We start from the raw sequence: 18,930 nt of genomic DNA on the forward strand, positions 1-18,930 counted from the left end.
AGATGGATAGACAGACACTTGGTGTTGGATTGAAAGCGCTCGGATTTTTAGCAATCTGCTTTTTAGCGCATTATGCGATTATTTCTTTTACGGATTTGGGAAATTCACTTCCTGTATTAGGATATAGTTTATTTGGATTTTATGGATTAGGATTGATTTTTACGATTGTTATATTTGCAGCAATGGTAGGGATTAAAAATAGCCTGCCAAATAACTTGGGCTTTGTCTTTTTGGGCTTCATAACGCTTAGGCTTGTCGTTAGTTATCTTTTTGCTAAGGCAGGTTTAGACAGTGAAAATGTCGATCTGGGATTCAAAGTAAATTTTCTTGTATCTGTTCTGGTTTTTCTTGGGGTAGATGCATATTTGAGCTATTTCGTTTTGAATAAGAATAGTAGCGCAGAAAAAAGTTAACAAAAAAAGTTTCGCATAAAGGTATGATTATATAAGATTTATTGTACTTTTGCACAAAATTTTAAGAACCATAAATATTCAAGAAGTTAAGGTATGGTGACTCTGAAGAAATCACTGAATTTATTAGCAGCTGTAATTTTTACAGCATCGTCTGTATTTTCGTATGCACAAACTAATGCTCAAAGTAATGAAGGAAACCTTTCAAAAGCTGAGCAGTCAATTGAGGAAACACTTGAAGCTGTAGAGGATACAGAGCATGTTGTGGCTGAAAAAACTCAAAAGGAGAAAGTTCAAGACCACATCACGCATCACTTAGCAGATGATTATTCATTTGTGTTTTTCTCAGATGAGGCGACTGGTAAAAATTACGGATTTCCGTTACCAGTAATTTTAATAGACAACGGCCTTAAAGTATTTATGTCTTCTGAATTCGACTACGGTAAGAAATTAGTTGAAAAAGATGGACAAACGTATAAATTGTACCACAGCAAAATCTATAAGACTGACGCTGAGGGAACAATTAACTATGATGACAAGCATTTTGTAACTAATGAAAAACCTTTGGATTTTTCAATTACAAAAAATGTTGCGTCATTGATGTTTACTACTATTTTAATCATCATCATGTTTACAGGTTTGGCTAAAACGTATAAAAACGGGCCAAATAACTTGCCAAAAGGCTTTTCGAGAGCTTTAGAGCCAATGGTGCTTTATGTGCGTGATGAAATGGCAATTCCAAACATTGGAAAAGATAAGTATAAGAAGTTTATGCCTTATCTGTTGTCAGTTTTCTTTTTGATTTTCTTATTAAACGTATTGGGGTTAACTCCACTTGGATTTAACGTAACAGGAAGCATATCGGTAACTGCTTGTTTAGCATTGTTTACTTTTTTCTTTGTTCACTTTTCTGCAAACAAAGATTATTGGAAACACATGTTGTGGATGCCTGGTGTTCCAGTACCAATGAAAATAATGTTAGCGCCAATTGAGATTTTAGGAGCTTTAATTAAGCCTTTCTCATTGATGGTTCGTCTTTTTGCTAATATTACAGCAGGTCACTCTGTAGTATTTGGGTTAATTGCTATCATCTTCGTAATGCAACAAGAGTTGACTACAGGTGGAGCTACAGCAGTAGGGTTTTTACTTTCTACTTTCTTAGTATTCTTAGAGATATTAGTTGCTTTCTTACAAGCGTTCATCTTTACGATGTTATCTTCTCTATTTATCGGAATGGCTGTTGCTGAGCACGATCACGAAGAAGCTCATCATTAATAGTATTAAATCAAGAATCAATTTAAAATTTGTTTAATTAATATAAATCAATCACTATGGAATTACCAAACATTATTGGTGCAGGTTTAATCGTAATCGGAGCTGGTTACGGTTTAGGAAAAATCGGATCTTCTGCAATGGACGCTATTGCTCGTCAACCAGAAGCTGCTGGAAAAATCCAAACTGCGATGATTATTATTGGTGCATTATTGGAAGGTTTAGCATTCGGTGCTTTAATCTTAGGTAAATAATCCAAGAAAACAAAAAGAGGTTTATCTGTGACGGTTGGTCATAGGTAAACCTCTTAATTAAACAAAATAGGCATTAAAAAGTATAATTTTAGATAATGGAGAAGTTAATTAACGATTTCAGTTTTGGATTATTTTTCTGGCAATTTATCATCTTATTAGTGGTGGTATTTGTTTTAGGGAAATTTGCATGGAAGCCAATTGTAAATGCTTTAGAAGCTCGTGAGGCGGGTATTACTGACGCATTAGCAGCAGCTGAGAATGCAAAAAGAGAAATGGCTAATTTAAAAGCTGATAATGAGAAATTATTAGCTGAGGCTCGTGCTGAGCGCGATGCTTTACTTAAAGAAGCTAGAGAAATTAAAGAGCAAATGATTGCTGATGCAAAAGTTGAGGCAGAAGCTCATGGAGAGAAATTAATTGCACAAGCGAAAGCTGTTATCGAAAGCGAAAAAGCGGCTGCAGTAATCGATCTTAAAAATCAAGTATCTTCAATTTCAATTGAAATCGCTGAAAGATTATTAAAAGATCAATTGGCTAACAAAGAGGCTCAATCTAAATTGGTTGAGAAGATGTTAGACGAAGTAAAATTAAATTAATAAAGTCATTATGATAAGCACTAGAGCAGCTGCAAGATATGCTAAAGCAATGCTTGAGATTTCCATTGAAAAAGGAAATACTGATGCTGTTAATAATGATATGATCTTTATTTCTCAATCAGTATCTCAAAGCAGTGAATTGAAAACGTTTCTTTTAAATCCTATCGTTAAGGATGATATTAAACTTAACGCGTTAGTAGAAGTTTTTGCTTCTGTTAGTGAGGGAACGAAAGAGTTGTTTAAATTGTTAAGTACAAACAGTAGATTTGAGATTCTTGAGGGTATTGCTTCTGAGTTTCAAAAGCAATATGAGATTTTCAAGGGAATCGAGAGAGTAATTGTTACTACTGCAATTCCTATGGACGCAACGTTAGAAGCTAAGGTGATTGACAAAGTCAAAACTCTTGCTCCTAATAAAGAAATTATTATTTCTAATATTGTTAACCCTGATATCTTAGGTGGTTTTATCCTTAGAATGGGAGATAGACAATTCAATGCGTCTTTAGCTAATCAATTACAAGTTTTAAAAAGAGAATTAACTAATTAAAAAATCACCGCACGAATTTTCGTGTATAAACATAGACAAAAATGGCGGAAATTAAACCAGCTGAAATATCAGCGATTTTAAAGAAACAGTTATCTGGATTTAGCTCTGAAGCTTCATTAGAAGAAGTGGGAACTATACTAGAAGTAGGAGATGGTGTTGCTCGTGTGTACGGGTTGACAAATGCTGAATATGGAGAGTTAGTTGTTTTAGACAACGGATTAGAGGCAATGGTACAAAACCTTGAAGAAGACAATGTAGGTATTGTATTATTAGGTTCAGCTGTTGGAGTTAAAGAAGGAGCTACAGTGAAGAGAACTGGGCGTATTGCTTCTTTAAAAGTTGGAGAAAAAATGGTAGGACGTGTTGTAAATACATTAGGTCTGCCAATCGATGGAAAAGGTCCTATTGAAGGTGATTTATTTGAAATGCCATTAGAGCGTAAAGCTCCTGGTGTTATCTACCGTCAGCCAGTTACTGAGCCATTGCAAACAGGTATTAAATCAGTAGATGCGATGATTCCTATCGGACGTGGACAACGTGAGTTAGTTATCGGTGACCGTCAAACTGGAAAAACTACGGTTTGTATTGATACGATTTTGAATCAAAAAGAGTTTTACGATGCTGGGCAACCAGTTTACTGTATCTACGTTGCAATTGGACAAAAAGCTTCAACTGTAGCAGGTATCGCTAAAACTTTACAAGATAAAGGAGCTATGGATTATTCTATTATCGTAGCTGCTAACGCTTCTGACCCAGCTCCAATGCAAGTTTATGCTGCTATGGCTGGTGCTGCAATCGGAGAGTACTTCCGTGATACAGGACGTCCTGCTTTGATTATCTATGATGACTTGTCTAAACAAGCTGTTGCTTACCGTGAGATGTCATTAATTTTACGTCGTCCACCAGGACGTGAGGCGTACCCTGGAGACGTTTTCTATTTACACTCAAGATTATTAGAACGTGCTGCTCGTGTTATTGGTGATGATGATATCGCTAAAAACATGAACGACTTACCTGAGTCTTTGAGACCATTCGTAAAAGGTGGTGGTTCTTTAACTGCTTTACCTATTATTGAAACTCAAGCGGGTGACGTTTCTGCATATATTCCAACTAACGTAATTTCGATTACTGATGGACAGATTTTCTTAGAGTCTGATTTGTTTAACTCGGGTGTACGTCCTGCTATTAACGTGGGTATTTCTGTATCTCGTGTTGGGGGATCTGCTCAGATTAAATCAATGAAGAAAGTGGCTGGTACTTTAAAACTTGACCAAGCGCAATTCCGCGAATTAGAGGCTTTTGCTAAGTTTGGTTCTGATTTAGATGCTGCGACTATGAACGTTATTTCTAAAGGTCAACGCAACGTTGAAATTTTGAAACAAGCTGTTAACGATCCATATAAAGTTGAAGATCAAGTTGCAATTATCTACGCTGGATCTAAAAACTTATTGAGAAACGTACCTGTGGAGAAAGTGAAAGAATTCGAAAGAGAATATCTTGATGCTCTTAACTCTCGTCACAAGGATACATTGAATCAATTAAAAGCAGGTAAATTCACTGATGAGTTAACTGCTGTATTAGAGAAAGTAGCGAAAGAAGTAGCTGCAAAATATTAAGAATTAGATTTAGGTTGGAAAGGTGCTTTTGGCTCCTTTCCATTCTAAGGTAATATATATAACAAAATGGCAAACCTTAAAGAAATACGTAATAGGATTTCATCAATCGGTTCAACTATGCAGATTACTTCTGCAATGAAGATGGTTTCTGCAGCTAAGCTTAAAAAAGCAACAGATACTATTATGGCGATGCGTCCATATTCAGAAAAGTTGACTGAATTGATACAAAATATTAGCGCTACCTTAGAAGGAGATAACGCTGGAATATATTCTCAAACAAGAGAGGTTAAGAATGTATTATTTGTAGTGGTTACTTCTAATAGAGGTTTATGTGGTGGGTTTAATGCTAATATTATTAAACAAATTAATCACTTAAGCCAAAATGAATTTAAGGGAACTAATATTGATCTTTTAACAATTGGTAAGAAAGGGTTTGATGTATTGCGCAAGCAATTTAACGTGACAGAAAATCGCAGTAATTTATACGATGATTTAAGTTTCGATAATTCTGCTGTAATTGCTCAACAGTTAATGGATGCTTTTGTAGAAGAGAAATATGATTCTATTCAAATCGTATATAATCAATTTAAAAATGCTGCAACGCAAATAGTTGTTACTGAGCAATTCTTGCCATTATTGCCAATTGAAACTGATAGCAATGCTTCATCTGATTATATCTATGAGCCTTCTAAACCTGAGATTATTGAGACATTGATTCCTTTGTCATTGAAAACTCAATTGTTTAAGGCTGTAGCTGATTCAGTAGCATCAGAACACGGTGCGCGTATGACGGCTATGCACAAAGCAACTGACAATGCGAAAGATCTTAGAGATCAGTTAACGCTTAGCTATAATAAAGCTCGTCAGGCTGCTATTACAAATGAAATTTTAGAGATTGTTGGTGGTGCGGAAGCATTGAACAAATAATCGAAATAAATTAATTATACTTTTTATATAAAAGAGCTATCTGTTTACAGATAGCTCTTTTGTTTTTTAGTACCCTATAGTATTTTGTTACTTTTGTAACTTTGAACGTAATTAAATTGTAAAGCATGAATGCATCTAATGTAATTGGTATTCTTGGAGCTATCCCTCAAGAGATTAACGGTATTATTAATTCTTTGACTTCCGTGAAGGAGACTGTTATCAGTAATCGCAGTTATTATGAAGGTTTTCTCGGGGAGCAAAAGGTTGTTGTGGTCTATTCGCGTATCGGTAAGGTTGCAGCTGCCGCTACCGTGGCTACTTTGTTGCTCAAGTTTGACGTTTGTAAAGTTGTGTTTATTGGTGTTGCTGGAGGTATTGGTACAGATGTCTGTGTTGGAGATGTGGTAGTGGCAAAAGATTTGATTCAATACGATATGGATGCTTCTCCTTTGCGACCAAAATTTGAAGTTCCTTTGATCGGTAAAAGCTATTTTAATTCAGATCAAGAATTATCAATAGCTATTATGGATCGAATTAAAGCTATTTTAAGCCCTGATAATCTAAATGAGTTAATCGATAGTGATGATTTAAAAAAGTTTAAAATAAAAGCTCCTAAAGTTCTTTTTGGTACTATTGCAAGTGGTGATCAGTTTGTTTCTACTAACGAACAACGCAGTAGACTGCTTGCTGAGTTGCCAAATGCTTTATGTGTGGAAATGGAAGGGGCTGCAGTTGCTCAAGTATGCTTTGAGTTTGGTATTCCTTGTGTGGTAATTCGAACAATATCTGATAATGCTAACCACGAGGCAAGTTTTAGTTTTCAATCTTTTGTGGAAGAGGTTTCGATCGTGTATGGTCGAGAGATCTTAAAAACAATTATTGAATTAATGTAAAGCCAATGTTAATTATTGTTTTCACTGCAAAAACAAACCCCCATAGCTCTAAAAGTGCTATGGGGGTTTGTTATATCATTGAGTTAATCTAACGATTATTTAACTTCTCTAATTAAGTATACATAAACTGGAAAGTGGTCACTAAATCCTGGGATTCCATTTGTGTTTCTAAGTGGATAACCTTTGTATTGACCAGTGCTTTGAATCATAAAAGGTTTTTTAAAGATTTTAGCTTTCCAAAAACGCCAAGAATCATATTCTTCTCTTACATATGGTTCAGTCAATACCATTTGATCAAATACGTCCCACGCATCTCTATATGCTAATGTTCCTAATCCATCTTTAGCCATCTTTTCCATTGGATTATATACTCCACCAGCTTTTACATTAGATTTTTTAGCTTCAGTTTTTAATACTTTTTTCATACTGTTGTTGTATGGTCCGTCGTTCATATCACCCATAGTGATGATTTTAGCGTCCGGATTGATAGCTCTCAGTGAGTCCATGATCTTCACGTTTAAAGCAGCAGCAGCCTCTCTTAATGGGCTACTTCTCTTTTCACCACCTACTCTTGAAGGCCAGTGGTTAACGATAAAGTGAACTTCTTCACCATCTAATAAACCAGTTACCAATAATTGGTCACGTGTATACACACGTACACCTTTTTCTCCTGTGTATTTGTCTACTTTGGTCATGTCGTAGATCATCGTAGGGATAGCTTTAGAGCTTGTAGGAGTGAAGTGATTTTTTTGGTAAAGTAAACCAACGTCTATACCGCGTTTGTCAGGAGAATCATAATGAACAATTCCATAATTACCTGGTAGTAGTTGTGGTTCTTTTACAAGGTCTTCCAGTACAGCTCTGTTCTCAACCTCTGCAACACCAATAACAGCTGGCATTTTTGGGTTTTCGTCTGTACCGATGATAGACATAACTCTTGCTAAGTTGTGTAGTTTTTGCTTGTACTTAGCTGAAGTCCAAGATTGAGCACCTGTAGGCGTCCATTCTTCATCATAGATTTTCGGATCACGAATCGTGTCGAATAAGTTTTCACAATTGTAAAAAGCAATTGTTTGAATTTCGTATTTCTTTTCTTGAGCTTGTACACCAAAAGAGATGAAAAGCACGAAAAAAAATAGATTTCGGATGCTTAGTTTTGTAGCCATATTAAATTTTAGTAAAGTTTGACTTAATTCCTACAACAAAAGTAGTTAATATTATTTTAATAGCATACCTTTGTAAGAGAAATAAGCGTAAAGCTTTTTTTTAACATAGCACTTTAATCATTTTTAATTTATGAAGAAACTTTTATTTAGTTTGTTCCTTGTTTTGCAGGTAGTTGTGAGCTACGCACAAGGAGTTCAAGAAATTAAAGGGAAAGTTGTAGATGCTAAATCTTTAACACCAATTAACGCGGTGTTGACGAGAATTGACGCTACAAATATTTCCACTTTGACAGACAATGAAGGAGTCTTTTTCTTAGGTGATGTAAAGGCTGGAGATTATCAAATTATTGTATCTTATGTAGGGTATGGTACAAAGAGATTTCCAGTAACAATCGACAATCAAGATGTCGATTTAGGTACCATCTACCTTGAAGAAGATTTAGCTTCATCACAACAAATGGGTTTAATCACTCTTACAGAAAACGACTTAGGAGATGATGACTCAGGTTCAGAAACTTCCTCAAGTTTATTGCAAGCCACAAAAGATCCTTTCCAACAAGCAGCAGCTTTTAACTGGGGATCTGCGTTTTACCGCATTCGTGGTTTAGACAATGAATATGGGAAAACATTGTTGAACGGTATCGTAATGAACAAAATCTACGACGGTCGTCCTCAATGGGGTAACTGGGGTGGTCTTAATGATGCGACTAGAAACCAAGAATACTCTTCTGGTACTACACCATCTGACTACACTTTCGGCGGAGTTTTAGGAACTCAAGCCATTTCTACAAGAGCTTCACACATTCGTAAAGGAGCTAAAGTTGGTATTTCTGGTTCAGATACAAACTACAACTGGAGACCTTATGCAATTTATTCTTCTGGTATGAATAGTGAAGGTTGGGCTTATGTGATCTCTATGTCTTATCGTGGAGCTAACGAAGGACGTTGGGAAGGTACGAACTACCATGCACCATCTTTCTTTGCTGCAGTTGAGAAAAAATTCAACGACAACCACAGCTTAAACTTCACAGCAATTTATGCTAAAAACAAAAGAGCGAAAAACTCTCCTGTAACTGATGAGCAAGTTGCTCTTAAAGGTTATAAATACAACTCTTACTGGGGTTACCAAGGTGGAGACAAGAGAAACTCTCGATATAAAGATGTATCAGAGCCTATCTTTATGTTAACACACTATTGGAAAATGAGTGAGAAAAGTAATTTGACTACTACTTTAGGTTACCAATTCGGACATATTGCTAATAGCCGTTTCGGATATCAAGATAACTTAAACCCAGATCCAACTTACTACCGTAACATGCCAAGTTATGCTCTAAACAACAGTAATAGAGATACGATGGAATGGTTGCCGTTGACTGACTTAGCAAACGAAAAAGCAGATGCTTTTAGAAATGACGGTCAAGTTGATTGGAAAGAAATTTATACCATTAACTCTTTAGGAGTGAATGGGCAAAGTAAAATTATCCTTTACGAGGATAGACAAGAGGATCAAACATTCCACTTTAATACTAGCTTTAAAACACAAGTAACTGATAATATTACTTTTGACGCTGGTTTAAACTATAGAAGATTAGTTTCTAAAAACTTTAAAAAGTTAACTGACTTATTAGGTGGAACTTTCTATAATGATATTGATACTTATCAAAAAGGTTTAGCTCGCTATAATGACCTAAACAAAATTGAAAGAAACGATAAAGGACAAATAGTTTTAGATGAGCAAGGAAATATTCCTGCAGGTCGTCACTATGTTGGAGAGAAAGACAAATTCGGTTATAACTATAAAATGTTTGCTGATGTTGTTGACGTATTCTCTCAATTCGCTTTCGACTATGATAAGTTTGACATCTATGTAGGACAAAAAATTAGCTATACAAGATACCAAAGAGAAGGACTTTTCAGAAATGGTGTTTATGCTAATGACTCTTACGGAAAAAGTGGTGCAATAGACTTCAATAACTTTGGATTCAAAGGAGGGGCTACTTACCACATTACAGGTCGTCATGCCTTAAATATGAATGTTGCTTACTACAACCAAGCACCTTCAATTAGAAATACATTTGCTAACGTACGTGTGAATAACTTAATCACTAAAGATATTACAAATGAGGATATCTTCAGTATTGATGGTAGTTATATCGTTAGAACTCCAAAATTCAAAGGTAGAATCTCTGGGTACTTAAGTGAAATCAAAAACAGTACGCAAATGAATTTCTACTACGCTGATGGTACTGGTATCGTTGGTTCGGATGGAGAATTATTAAATAGTACTACTGGTGGTGCTTTCGTTTCTGAAACTTTAACAGGAGTGAATAAACGTAACATAGGACTTGAATTGGGAGCTGAGTACCAATTAACTCAAACTGTTAAAGCTACTGCAGCTGTTGCTCTTGGTCAGTCTTTCTACACAAACAATCCAAATATTAGACTTAACTCTGATAATGCAGGTAGATCTTTTGACTATGGTCAAGCATACTTGAAAAACATCAGAAACGGTAACGGTCCACAAACTGCTTTATCTTTAGGATTAGAGTATAGAGATCCAAGTTATTGGTGGGTTGGTGCAAACGTGAACTATATGGATAATGCATATACAAATGTATCTGCTATTAGAAGAACGGATAACTTCGTTAAAGACCCTCTTAACCCAGGTCAATTGTTGCCAGGTGTTAATGAGCAAGATGTTCGTAGAGCATTGAAACAAGAAAAATTAAATGATTTTACTTTAGTTAATATTACTGGAGGTAAATCATGGAGATTACCTAATAGAAATATTATCGGATTCTTCGCAAGTATTAATAACGTTTTTAATAAAACTTATAAAACTGGTGGATTCGAACAAGCTAGAAATGGTAACTACAAACAAGAAGTGTTAAATAACCAAAGTGGTGTTAACACATTTGCAAACAAATATTGGTATGGTTACGGACGTAACTTCTTTGTAAATGTTTATTACAACTTCTAAAAAGATTAAATTCATTATGAAAACAATTTTTAAATCACTATTATATTTTTCGTTCGCAGGTCTTTTAGTAACTGGATGTGCTAAGAACGATGACTTTTCTACACCTGATATGACTTGTGTGGAGCCTGCAATTAAGGAGCAAGTGAATCTTACTATTGCACAGCTTAAGAATGAAGTAACAGCAACAATGACAACATATGAAAAAGATGCTGTTGTTGAAGGTTATGTTGTTTCAAGTGATCAAGGTGGTAACTTTTATCGCGAGATTTATATCGTTGATGAAGATAACGTGAACTCATTGCTTGTTAAAGCTGAAGTAAAAGCTTCATTCGCTAAATACCAATTTGGTAAAAAGGTATATGTTTCTTTAAAAGGTACTCAAGTACAAATGACTAATGGTATTATTACTGTTGGTGATAAAGATAAAGACCCTAAGAGATCATTTATTTCTTATATTTCTGATCCAACGTATAAAAAACACGTATTTGCTGGATGTGATGCTATAGCTGAAAAAGACTTAATTAAAGAGGTTTCTTTAATGGATGCTGTTAAAGATGAGAATATTGGTAAACTTGTTAAAATTACTGATGTTCAATTCAAAAAAGATATTCACGGAAAACCATTTTGGGATAAAAACAGACCTGCTCCAGGTAATGCTACTTATAATGATATTGTTTCTTCAAAAGAGAATCCTTCAAGTCAAGTGACTTACCGTGCTGTTGAACAATCTACAGATTTCGCTACTAAAAATGTTCCTGCAAAAAGCGGTAGCTTAGTTGGGGTAATGACAAAATTCGTTAGTGGAAGTAATACAACTTTCCAGTTCGTTCCAAGATATTGGTCTGATATCCAATTAGACAAAGATCCATTCGATGGTAGTGGTGAAGGTGACGGAGACGGAGATGGTGACGGAGACGGAGACGGAGGAGAAATCGTTGTTGAACCTGGTAAATATTTAGCTTTCCCTGGATCTGATTTTGAGAACTGGGATGAGTTTAATGCAAGTATTAATCAAGAGTATAAATTGAAGTTTGCAACTGAAGGTGCTGGATTAGGTTGGAATGGTTCAAGAGGTCTTTTGTTTAAAGGGACTCCTGAGAAAACTGATTACACATTTAGTGTTGTTAATGTTAAAGTGCCAACTGGTGCTACAGAGCTTTCTTTCTTAATGAAAGGTACTGCTGATGCACGCTCATTATCTATTAATTTGTATCAAGCAGATGGTACATACGTTGCATATAACGTTGGAGATGTGAAAGGTAGTAAACGTGTTGAGAAATCAAAAACAAATAAGGAAGAGCAATTTATTAATAACTATGAAGGAGTTATTGATACTAAAGGAGAATGGGTTAAAATTGTCCTTAACTTAAAAGGTTTTGATTATAATACTACAGGTACTGGTAATTTTATTGGATTCAAACACGGAGGTCCAACAAAAACAATTAGCAGTAATTACGATTTAGTAATCGATGAGATTAAGTTTGAAGATGGTACTCCAGTAGAAGGTGGAGAGAATCCAGGAGAAGGTGGAGAGAACCCAGGAGAAGGTGGTGAAAACCCAGGGGGTGATGTTTCTTTACCAACTGACAAAGGTTTGTATATTTCTGATTTTTCAGATTGGAATGCGTTCGTAAGTAATGTTTCTAAAGAGGGGATGAAAGCTTATGCTGTAGAAGCAAAAGGTAAAGGTCCTAATGGTACTACTGCAATGGAAATTAAAGGACCTATCAGTGGAAATGACTATGTATTTACTTCTTTAGCGAAAAATGCACCAGCTGGAAAAACTAAGGTTTCATTTTATATTAAAGGAACTGCTGATTCAAAATCTATTTCGTTGAATGTTTATAAAAACAGTAAAGATGAAAAGTATAATGCATTTAATCCTGGAACAATTGAGGATACTGATTTAGTTGTCCAAAAAGCAGCTAATAACCAATATGTTGGAAGTATTGATACTAAAGGCAAATGGGTTAAAATCACTTTAGATTTAACTTCTGTATCTAACGATTATCAGACTACTAACGGAGAGAAATTGTTCTCTCTAAAGGTTGGAAAAGATGCTAATTTTGATATTCTAGTTAGTAGCATTTTCTTCGAATAACATTAAATTTTCAAATTTAAGATAGTATAAAAAGCTCGGCATATGCCGAGCTTTTTTTTTGAGGTCTTTAGTACCTGTTCTTTGCATCAAGAAAATAATGATGAGTTTGTATCGTTTATGTTATATACCTTACTTTAGTTAGTTCAAGGTGGGGTAACCTTATTTAGGTTTGGGTATATAATGAGTCTCTGTTAAAAAAAAAGTCAATGTCAGCACTAAAAATAGTATCTTTACAACAAATTTTCTCAAAAAATACCTTATAATAAGGTTTAAATTAATAAACATAAATTGAATGGCTTGTACAAATTGTTCGACAGATAAAGGAAGTAATGGGCAACCAAGAGGGTGTCAGAATAATGGAACGTGTGGTACAGACAGTTGTAATAAATTAGCAGTTTTTGACTGGTTGTCTAATATGGTTTATCCATCAGGCAGCGAAGTTTTTGATATAGTAGAAGTACGATTTAAAAACGGTAGGAAGGATTTTTATCGCTATCCTAAAGAGCTAACGATCTCTATGGGAGATATTGTTGCAACTGAAACGTCACCGGGACACGATATAGGTGTGGTTTCATTAACAGGTGAACTTGTGAAAGTTCAAATGAAGAAAAAAGGTGCTGATCCAGAGGGAGATGTACTCAAAATTTATAGAAAGGCTACGCAAAAAGATATTGATATCTGGCAGGAGGTTCGCGAAAAAGAGGAACCTGTACGTATGCGTGCACGGGAACTGGCTATTGAGCTTAACTTGGAAATGAAGATTTCTGATGTAGAATTTCAAGGGGATGGTTCTAAAGCTACTTTTTATTATACGGCAAGTGAGCGAGTGGACTTTAGACAATTGATTAAGGACTTTGCAAGAGAGTTCTCTATCCGTATCGAAATGAAACAAGTTGGTTTTCGTCAAGAAGCTGCACGCCTTGGAGGTGTGGGTTCTTGTGGTAGAGAATTGTGTTGTTCTACGTGGTTAACTGACTTCAGAAGTGTGAATACTGCTGCTGCGCGTTACCAACAACTATCTTTAAACCCTCAAAAACTCGCTGGTCAATGTGGGAAACTTAAATGTTGTTTGAACTTTGAGTTAGATACATATTTAGAGGCATTAAAGGATATGCCAGAGTCAGATACGAAATTAATGACTACTAAGGGAATCGCTTTTTGCCAGAAAATAGATATTTTTAAAGGTCAGATGTGGTTTGCTTATGCAAATAACTCTGCGAACTGGTATGTACTATCTACGGAGCAAGTGAAGGAAATCGTGGATCTGAATAACCGCGACATCAAGGGGGATGAGTTGGAAAGCTATGCTTTGGAGCGCGAGGATTTACCTGAACAAAACGCTGTAGAGGAAGATAGCGTTACTCGCTTTGATCAACCAAAGCGCAAGAAGAAACCTGCACGTAAAAGAAAGGAAAAGTCTAATGATGGAGCTACTGCTAAAGAAGCAAATGCTACAGCAGACAACAGTGGTAATCGAACTGAAAGACGCCCTCGTAATCAAAAGGTACGAAAGGAAGGAGAGGTTAAGAATGTTAAGAACGAAGGAGGAGAAAATGTAGCGAGAACGGAGAAGAAAGAGGGGCAACCTCGCGTGAAGAACAACAAACCTAAAGGTCCACGTACAAGTGAAGATAAGAAACCGAATTTAGGTAAAGAGAAGTCACAGGATACTACACGTAGTGAGAAGGCTAGTGATCAGAAGAAAGGACCTGCTAAACAAAATGATGCTGGAGAGGGAAATGTAAAGAAAGCAAATCCTCGTAATAAGAATCGCAACAATAATAATAGAAAGCCGAAAAACTCTAATAATCAAAATAATAGTTCAAATGCTACTGAATAGTAAAGTTTTAATAGCGCTGATTAGTTTTATCATATTGTCTTTTGCATCTTGTCAGAATTACGATAATGTAGTTTTTGACCAGTTTATTGAAACGAAAGGTCAATGGGAGAAGAAAGATGTAAAAACCTTTGTTTATAAGGTAACGGATACTATTTCTCCTTATAATTTGTATATGAATGTTCGTGCGAACAAAGATTACCCATATAGCAATATGTATGTGATCTTTAAAGTATACCAGCCAAACTTGAGTATTCATGTGGACACCTTACAGTATCAAATGGCAGGTGCTGATGGTACTTTGTTAGGAAATGGTTTTTCTGATATAAAGGAGAGTAAACTAGAGTTAAAAGAAGGTTTTGTATTCCCTCAATCAGGGACATACAAAATGACTTTAGAACACGCAGTAAGAGCCTTAGGCGAAGTCGAAGGTGTAGTTACCTTGCCAGGTATTTCGGAAGTTGGGTTAAAAATTGAGAAAAAAGAATAATATAACAACGAACTTTAAATTCTATGAGTTCTAAACAAAACAATAAAGTAAAAAAAGAGCAAGGTGGTTTTAGAAAGTACCTTCTTGCTTTTTGGTTAATCTTTTTAGGAGGATGTGCTGCAGTAATATTTTTCTTTCTTTGCGCATCTTGGGGTGTTTTTGGGCCTATGCCTACCTTTGATGAGCTTGAGAATCCTGCAAGTAATGTCGCTACGGAAATTATTTCATCGGATGGAAAAACGATTGGTAAATTCTATTTAGAGAATAGAGTACCTGTTTCCTATGATGATTTGCCAGATCATTTAGTAAAGGCTTTAATTGCTACAGAAGATGAACGTTTTATGAACCACTCTGGTATTGATGCAAGAGGGACATTAAGAGCTGTTACTTCTGTTGGTAGTAGTGGTGGAGCAAGTACAATTACGCAGCAGTTGGCTAAGTTGCTTTTTCACGGAGAAGGAGCGAAGAATTTACCAAAGCGTATTGCACAGAAAGCTAAAGAATGGGTTATCGCTGTTAAATTAGAACGTCAATATACCAAAGAAGAAATACTTACAATGTATTTAAACAAGGCTGACTTCGTTAATAATGCTGTAGGTATTCGAACTGCTTCTCGCGTTTATTTAGGTAAAGAGCCTAAAGACCTTACAATCGATGAAGCGGCAATGTTTGTTGGAATGTTGCAGAACCCTGCTTATTTCAATCCTGTAAGACGTCCTGAACTTGTTCAAAAAAGGAGAAATGTCGTGCTACATCAAATGGCGCGTAATGAATATATTACTAAAGAGCAAAGTGTTGAATTGCAGGAGTTACCTTTAAAGTTAAACTATACTCCTGAAAGTCACAGAGATGGTATTGCTACTTATTTTAGGGAATATTTACGTGAATTTATGCGTAGATGGGTAAAAGAAAACCCTAAAAAAGATGGAACAACTTATGACATTTACAGAGATGGTTTAAAGATATATGTTACACTTGATTCTAGACTACAACAGTATGCTGAGGAAGCTGTAACTGCTCATATTTCAAATTTACAAGAGGAGTTCTTTATTGATCAGAAAAGCAATAAAATGGCACCATTTTATAAGATTAATGAAGCAGATAGAGAGGGAATTATTTCTCGTGCAATGAAGAGTTCTGATAGATGGAGACAAATGAAATCTCAAGGTAAGTCTGAAAAAGAGATTGTAGACTCTTTCAAAGTAGAGACGAAAATGCGTATTTTCTCTTGGAAAGGCGAAATAGATACGGTAATGACTCCAAGAGATTCTATTCTTTATTACAAGCATTTTTTACAAGCAGGGATGATGTCTATGGAACCACAAACTGGGCATATCAAAGCTTGGGTAGGTGGAATTAATTATAAGCATTTCCAATATGATCACGTAGGACAAGGGGCAAGACAGGTAGGTTCGACTTTTAAACCATTTGTTTATGCTACTGCTATCGAAAGATTGCATTATTCGCCTTGTGATTCTATTATAGATTCTCCTTTTACAATGCCAAAAGGAAGACATGGGATAAGTAAAGATTGGTCACCTCAAAACGCCAATCGTAGCCATAAAGGTATTATGACTCTAAAACAAGCATTAGCAGGGTCTGTTAACACAGTTACTGCTAAATTAATGGATAGAGTAGGACCAGCTGCAGTAATTGATCTGATGCGAGATTTAGGTGTTACCTCTGAGATACCAGAAAGCCCTGCCATTGCATTAGGAGCAGTGGATATTACCGTAAGCGATATGGTTGCTGCTTTTAGTACATTCGCAAACCAAGGGATCTATGTGAAACCTGTATTCATTAGTAAAATTCAAGACAAGAATGGTGTAGTGCTTTATAATGCTGTACCAGAAACTAAAGATGTAATGAGTAAAGACGTTGCTTTTGCTATAGTAAAACTACTTGAAGGTGTAACAGAGTCTGGTTCAGGTGTTCGATTACGCACTACTTGGCAAGGGAGTGGCTATAAGAGAGTAACAGGTCACCCATATAAGTTTACTAATCCTATTGCTGGAAAAACGGGTACAACGCAAAATCAGAGTGATGGATGGTTTATTGGTATGGTCCCTAATTTAGCAACAGGTGTTTGGGTTGGGAATGACGATCGTGCTGCCCACTTCAAAACGATGTTGTATGGACAAGGAGCTACTATGGCCTTGCCTATCTGGGGAGTTTATATGAATAAAGCTTATGCAGATAAAACATTAGATATCTCTAAAGGGAATTTTGAAGTACCTGCTAACTTATCTATTCGCGTAGATTGTAGCAAAGTCACGGAGGACACCAAGTCTGAAGATGAGTCAGAGTTAACAACAGATGAATTTGATTTTTAATAAATAGAACGCCTTTTTTTAAAGGCGTTTTTTTTTATATATTAGGACAATTAATTAAACCAAAAAGTCCTATGATAAATAAAAAAGTAGCTAATGTTCAGGTAGCTTTATCTGACATTGCAGATAATATGACGATTATGCTTGGTGGTTTTGGGTTATGTGGAATACCTGAAAACTCTATTGCAGAATTGGTTCGCAAGAATGTGAAGGGATTAACTTGCATATCTAATAATGCAGGGGTTGATGATTTTGGATTAGGTTTGTTACTTCAAAAGAGACAGATTAACAAAATGATATCTTCTTATGTTGGTGAGAATGCTGAATTTGAAAGGCAAATGCTTAGTGGAGAATTAGACGTAGAACTTACTCCTCAAGGTACATTGGCAGAGAAATGTCGTGCGGCTCAGATGGGAATACCTGCATTTTACACTCCTGCAGGTTATGGTACCGAAGTAGCTGAAGGTAAAGAAGTTCGCGTGTTTAAAGGGAAGCCACATATCTTAGAGCATGCTTTTGATGCGGATTTTGCTATTGTGAAAGCTTGGAAAGGGGACGAGGCAGGAAATCTAATCTTTAAGGGAACAGCTCGTAATTTTAATGCTTGTATGGCTGGTGCCGCAAAGATTACTATTGCGGAAGTGGAGGAATTGGTCCCAGCGGGTGAGTTAGACCCGAATGAGATCCATGTTCCTGGCATTTTTGTCAAGCGTATATTTCAAGGAGAGAAATACGAGAAGCGCATTGAGCAACGTACAGTGCGTACGAAGTAATCATTCATCAACCATTAAAAGTACATTATGTTAGATAAAATAGGTATTGCAAAGAGAATAGCAAAAGAGCTACAGGATGGGTTCTATGTAAATTTAGGGATAGGAATCCCTACTTTAGTTGCTAATTACGTTCCACAAGGTATGAATGTAGAGTTTCAAAGTGAGAATGGTGTGTTGGGAATGGGACCTTTTCCCTTTGAAGGAGAAGAAGATGCTGATTTAATAAACGCTGGTAAACAAACGATAACAACTTTGAAAGGAGCTTCTTTTTTTGATTCAGCGACCAGTTTCGGAATGATTAGAGGAAAGCATGTGGACTTGACCATCCTTGGTGCAATGGAAGTCTCTGAAAGCGGAGATATTGCCAATTGGAAGATTCCAGGTAAAATGGTTAAGGGAATGGGAGGAGCTATGGATTTAGTAGCATCTGCTGAAAATATTATTGTTGCTATGATGCACGTTAATAAGATTGGAGAATCGAAGATATTAAAAGAATGTTCGCTTCCTTTGACTGGTGTAAAGTGTGTCAAGAAGATTGTTACAGAACTTGCTGTAATGGAAGTAACTGATAAGGGAATTAAACTATTAGAACGCGCCCCTGGCGTATCTGTAGAAGATATTATTAAGGCTACGGAAGTGACGTTGCTAATTGAAGGAGATATTCCTGAAATGATATTAGACTAATTATCAGGAATTATAAAAGAGAAACGGGCTGTATTTTTTCAAAAAATACAGCCC

16 protein-coding genes are annotated in these 18,930 nt (G+C 35.9%); 15 read left to right on the forward strand and 1 reads right to left on the reverse strand.

Features of this window, described 5'->3' with window-relative positions:
• Positions 1–2 precede the first annotated feature (2 nt).
• The 8 genes from GJV76_RS00300 to GJV76_RS00335 all read left to right on the forward strand — a co-directional run bounded on the left by GJV76_RS00300 (position 3) and on the right by GJV76_RS00335 (position 6,515).
• A complete protein-coding gene (locus tag GJV76_RS00300) occupies positions 3–413 on the forward strand; it encodes a hypothetical protein (protein ID WP_155090646.1) in 411 nt (136 codons plus the stop codon).
• A gap of 93 nt (positions 414–506) precedes the next feature.
• Positions 507–1,685: a F0F1 ATP synthase subunit A gene (gene atpB, locus GJV76_RS00305; RefSeq protein WP_155090647.1), complete on the forward strand. Its 1,179-nt coding sequence runs from the start codon at positions 507–509 to the stop codon at positions 1,683–1,685.
• A 56-nt stretch (positions 1,686–1,741) separates the two neighbouring features.
• Positions 1,742–1,936: an ATP synthase F0 subunit C gene (atpE, locus tag GJV76_RS00310; RefSeq protein ID WP_155034838.1), complete on the forward strand. Its 195-nt coding sequence runs from the start codon at positions 1,742–1,744 to the stop codon at positions 1,934–1,936.
• A 95-nt stretch (positions 1,937–2,031) separates the two neighbouring features.
• A complete protein-coding gene (locus GJV76_RS00315; protein WP_155090648.1) occupies positions 2,032–2,532 on the forward strand; it encodes a F0F1 ATP synthase subunit B in 501 nt (166 codons plus the stop codon).
• A 10-nt stretch (positions 2,533–2,542) separates the two neighbouring features.
• A complete protein-coding gene (atpH, locus tag GJV76_RS00320; protein ID WP_155090649.1) occupies positions 2,543–3,079 on the forward strand; it encodes an ATP synthase F1 subunit delta in 537 nt (178 codons plus the stop codon).
• A 41-nt stretch (positions 3,080–3,120) separates the two neighbouring features.
• Complete coding sequence (atpA, locus tag GJV76_RS00325) at positions 3,121–4,695, forward strand: F0F1 ATP synthase subunit alpha (protein ID WP_155090650.1); 1,575 nt, start codon at positions 3,121–3,123, stop codon at positions 4,693–4,695.
• Between the two features lie 66 nt (positions 4,696–4,761).
• Entirely contained in the window at positions 4,762–5,622 is an 861-nt protein-coding gene (gene atpG / locus GJV76_RS00330) for an ATP synthase F1 subunit gamma (RefSeq protein WP_155090651.1), read from the forward strand.
• Between the two features lie 125 nt (positions 5,623–5,747).
• Positions 5,748–6,515, forward strand: a complete 768-nt coding sequence (locus tag GJV76_RS00335) for a 5'-methylthioadenosine/adenosylhomocysteine nucleosidase (protein ID WP_155090652.1) — start codon at positions 5,748–5,750, stop codon at positions 6,513–6,515.
• 95 nt (positions 6,516–6,610) lie between these two features.
• Here GJV76_RS00335 and GJV76_RS00340 read toward each other — a convergent pair whose 3' ends face one another.
• Positions 6,611–7,681, reverse strand: a complete 1,071-nt coding sequence (locus GJV76_RS00340) for an endonuclease/exonuclease/phosphatase family protein (protein WP_155090653.1) — start codon at positions 7,679–7,681, stop codon at positions 6,611–6,613.
• Between the two features lie 130 nt (positions 7,682–7,811).
• Between GJV76_RS00340 and GJV76_RS00345 the strand changes: the two genes are divergently transcribed.
• From GJV76_RS00345 to GJV76_RS00375, 7 genes are all read left to right on the forward strand, one after another.
• Positions 7,812–10,661, forward strand: a complete 2,850-nt coding sequence (locus GJV76_RS00345) for a carboxypeptidase-like regulatory domain-containing protein (RefSeq protein WP_155090654.1) — start codon at positions 7,812–7,814, stop codon at positions 10,659–10,661.
• Positions 10,662–10,677: 16 nt separating this feature from the next.
• On the forward strand, positions 10,678–12,762 hold the full coding sequence (locus GJV76_RS00350) for a DUF5689 domain-containing protein (protein WP_155090655.1): 2,085 nt from the start codon (positions 10,678–10,680) through the stop codon (positions 12,760–12,762).
• Between the two features lie 292 nt (positions 12,763–13,054).
• A complete protein-coding gene (locus tag GJV76_RS00355; RefSeq protein WP_155090656.1) occupies positions 13,055–14,602 on the forward strand; it encodes a PSP1 domain-containing protein in 1,548 nt (515 codons plus the stop codon).
• A complete protein-coding gene (locus GJV76_RS00360) occupies positions 14,589–15,089 on the forward strand; it encodes a gliding motility lipoprotein GldH (RefSeq protein ID WP_155090657.1) in 501 nt (166 codons plus the stop codon). Before GJV76_RS00355 ends, GJV76_RS00360 begins: the two co-directional genes overlap by 14 nt.
• 23 nt (positions 15,090–15,112) lie before the next feature.
• On the forward strand, positions 15,113–17,422 hold the full coding sequence (locus tag GJV76_RS00365; RefSeq protein WP_155090658.1) for a penicillin-binding protein 1A: 2,310 nt from the start codon (positions 15,113–15,115) through the stop codon (positions 17,420–17,422).
• 71 nt (positions 17,423–17,493) lie between these two features.
• On the forward strand, positions 17,494–18,192 hold the full coding sequence (locus GJV76_RS00370) for a CoA transferase subunit A (RefSeq protein WP_155090659.1): 699 nt from the start codon (positions 17,494–17,496) through the stop codon (positions 18,190–18,192).
• 27 nt (positions 18,193–18,219) lie between these two features.
• Positions 18,220–18,876, forward strand: a complete 657-nt coding sequence (locus tag GJV76_RS00375) for a CoA transferase subunit B (RefSeq protein ID WP_155090660.1) — start codon at positions 18,220–18,222, stop codon at positions 18,874–18,876.
• Positions 18,877–18,930: the final 54 nt, after the last annotated feature.

Source organism: Myroides albus (assembly GCF_009711045.1).
Taxonomy (GTDB): domain Bacteria; phylum Bacteroidota; class Bacteroidia; order Flavobacteriales; family Flavobacteriaceae; genus Flavobacterium; species Flavobacterium album_A.

Excerpts from the sequence above, each read along its gene's own strand:
- GJV76_RS00300 (WP_155090646.1), top strand. The coding sequence starts at position 3 with ATGGATAGACAGACACTTGGTGTTGGATTGAAAGCGCTCGGATTTTTA.
- atpB (WP_155090647.1), top strand. The coding sequence starts at position 507 with ATGGTGACTCTGAAGAAATCACTGAATTTATTAGCAGCTGTAATTTTT.
- atpE (WP_155034838.1), top strand. The coding sequence starts at position 1,742 with ATGGAATTACCAAACATTATTGGTGCAGGTTTAATCGTAATCGGAGCT.
- GJV76_RS00315 (WP_155090648.1), top strand. The coding sequence starts at position 2,032 with ATGGAGAAGTTAATTAACGATTTCAGTTTTGGATTATTTTTCTGGCAA.
- atpH (WP_155090649.1), top strand. The coding sequence starts at position 2,543 with ATGATAAGCACTAGAGCAGCTGCAAGATATGCTAAAGCAATGCTTGAG.
- atpA (WP_155090650.1), top strand. The coding sequence starts at position 3,121 with ATGGCGGAAATTAAACCAGCTGAAATATCAGCGATTTTAAAGAAACAG.
- atpG (WP_155090651.1), top strand. The coding sequence starts at position 4,762 with ATGGCAAACCTTAAAGAAATACGTAATAGGATTTCATCAATCGGTTCA.
- GJV76_RS00335 (WP_155090652.1), top strand. The coding sequence starts at position 5,748 with ATGAATGCATCTAATGTAATTGGTATTCTTGGAGCTATCCCTCAAGAG.
- GJV76_RS00340 (WP_155090653.1), bottom strand. The coding sequence starts at position 7,681 with ATGGCTACAAAACTAAGCATCCGAAATCTATTTTTTTTCGTGCTTTTC.
- GJV76_RS00345 (WP_155090654.1), top strand. The coding sequence starts at position 7,812 with ATGAAGAAACTTTTATTTAGTTTGTTCCTTGTTTTGCAGGTAGTTGTG.
- GJV76_RS00350 (WP_155090655.1), top strand. The coding sequence starts at position 10,678 with ATGAAAACAATTTTTAAATCACTATTATATTTTTCGTTCGCAGGTCTT.
- GJV76_RS00355 (WP_155090656.1), top strand. The coding sequence starts at position 13,055 with ATGGCTTGTACAAATTGTTCGACAGATAAAGGAAGTAATGGGCAACCA.
- GJV76_RS00360 (WP_155090657.1), top strand. The coding sequence starts at position 14,589 with ATGCTACTGAATAGTAAAGTTTTAATAGCGCTGATTAGTTTTATCATA.
- GJV76_RS00365 (WP_155090658.1), top strand. The coding sequence starts at position 15,113 with ATGAGTTCTAAACAAAACAATAAAGTAAAAAAAGAGCAAGGTGGTTTT.
- GJV76_RS00370 (WP_155090659.1), top strand. The coding sequence starts at position 17,494 with ATGATAAATAAAAAAGTAGCTAATGTTCAGGTAGCTTTATCTGACATT.
- GJV76_RS00375 (WP_155090660.1), top strand. The coding sequence starts at position 18,220 with ATGTTAGATAAAATAGGTATTGCAAAGAGAATAGCAAAAGAGCTACAG.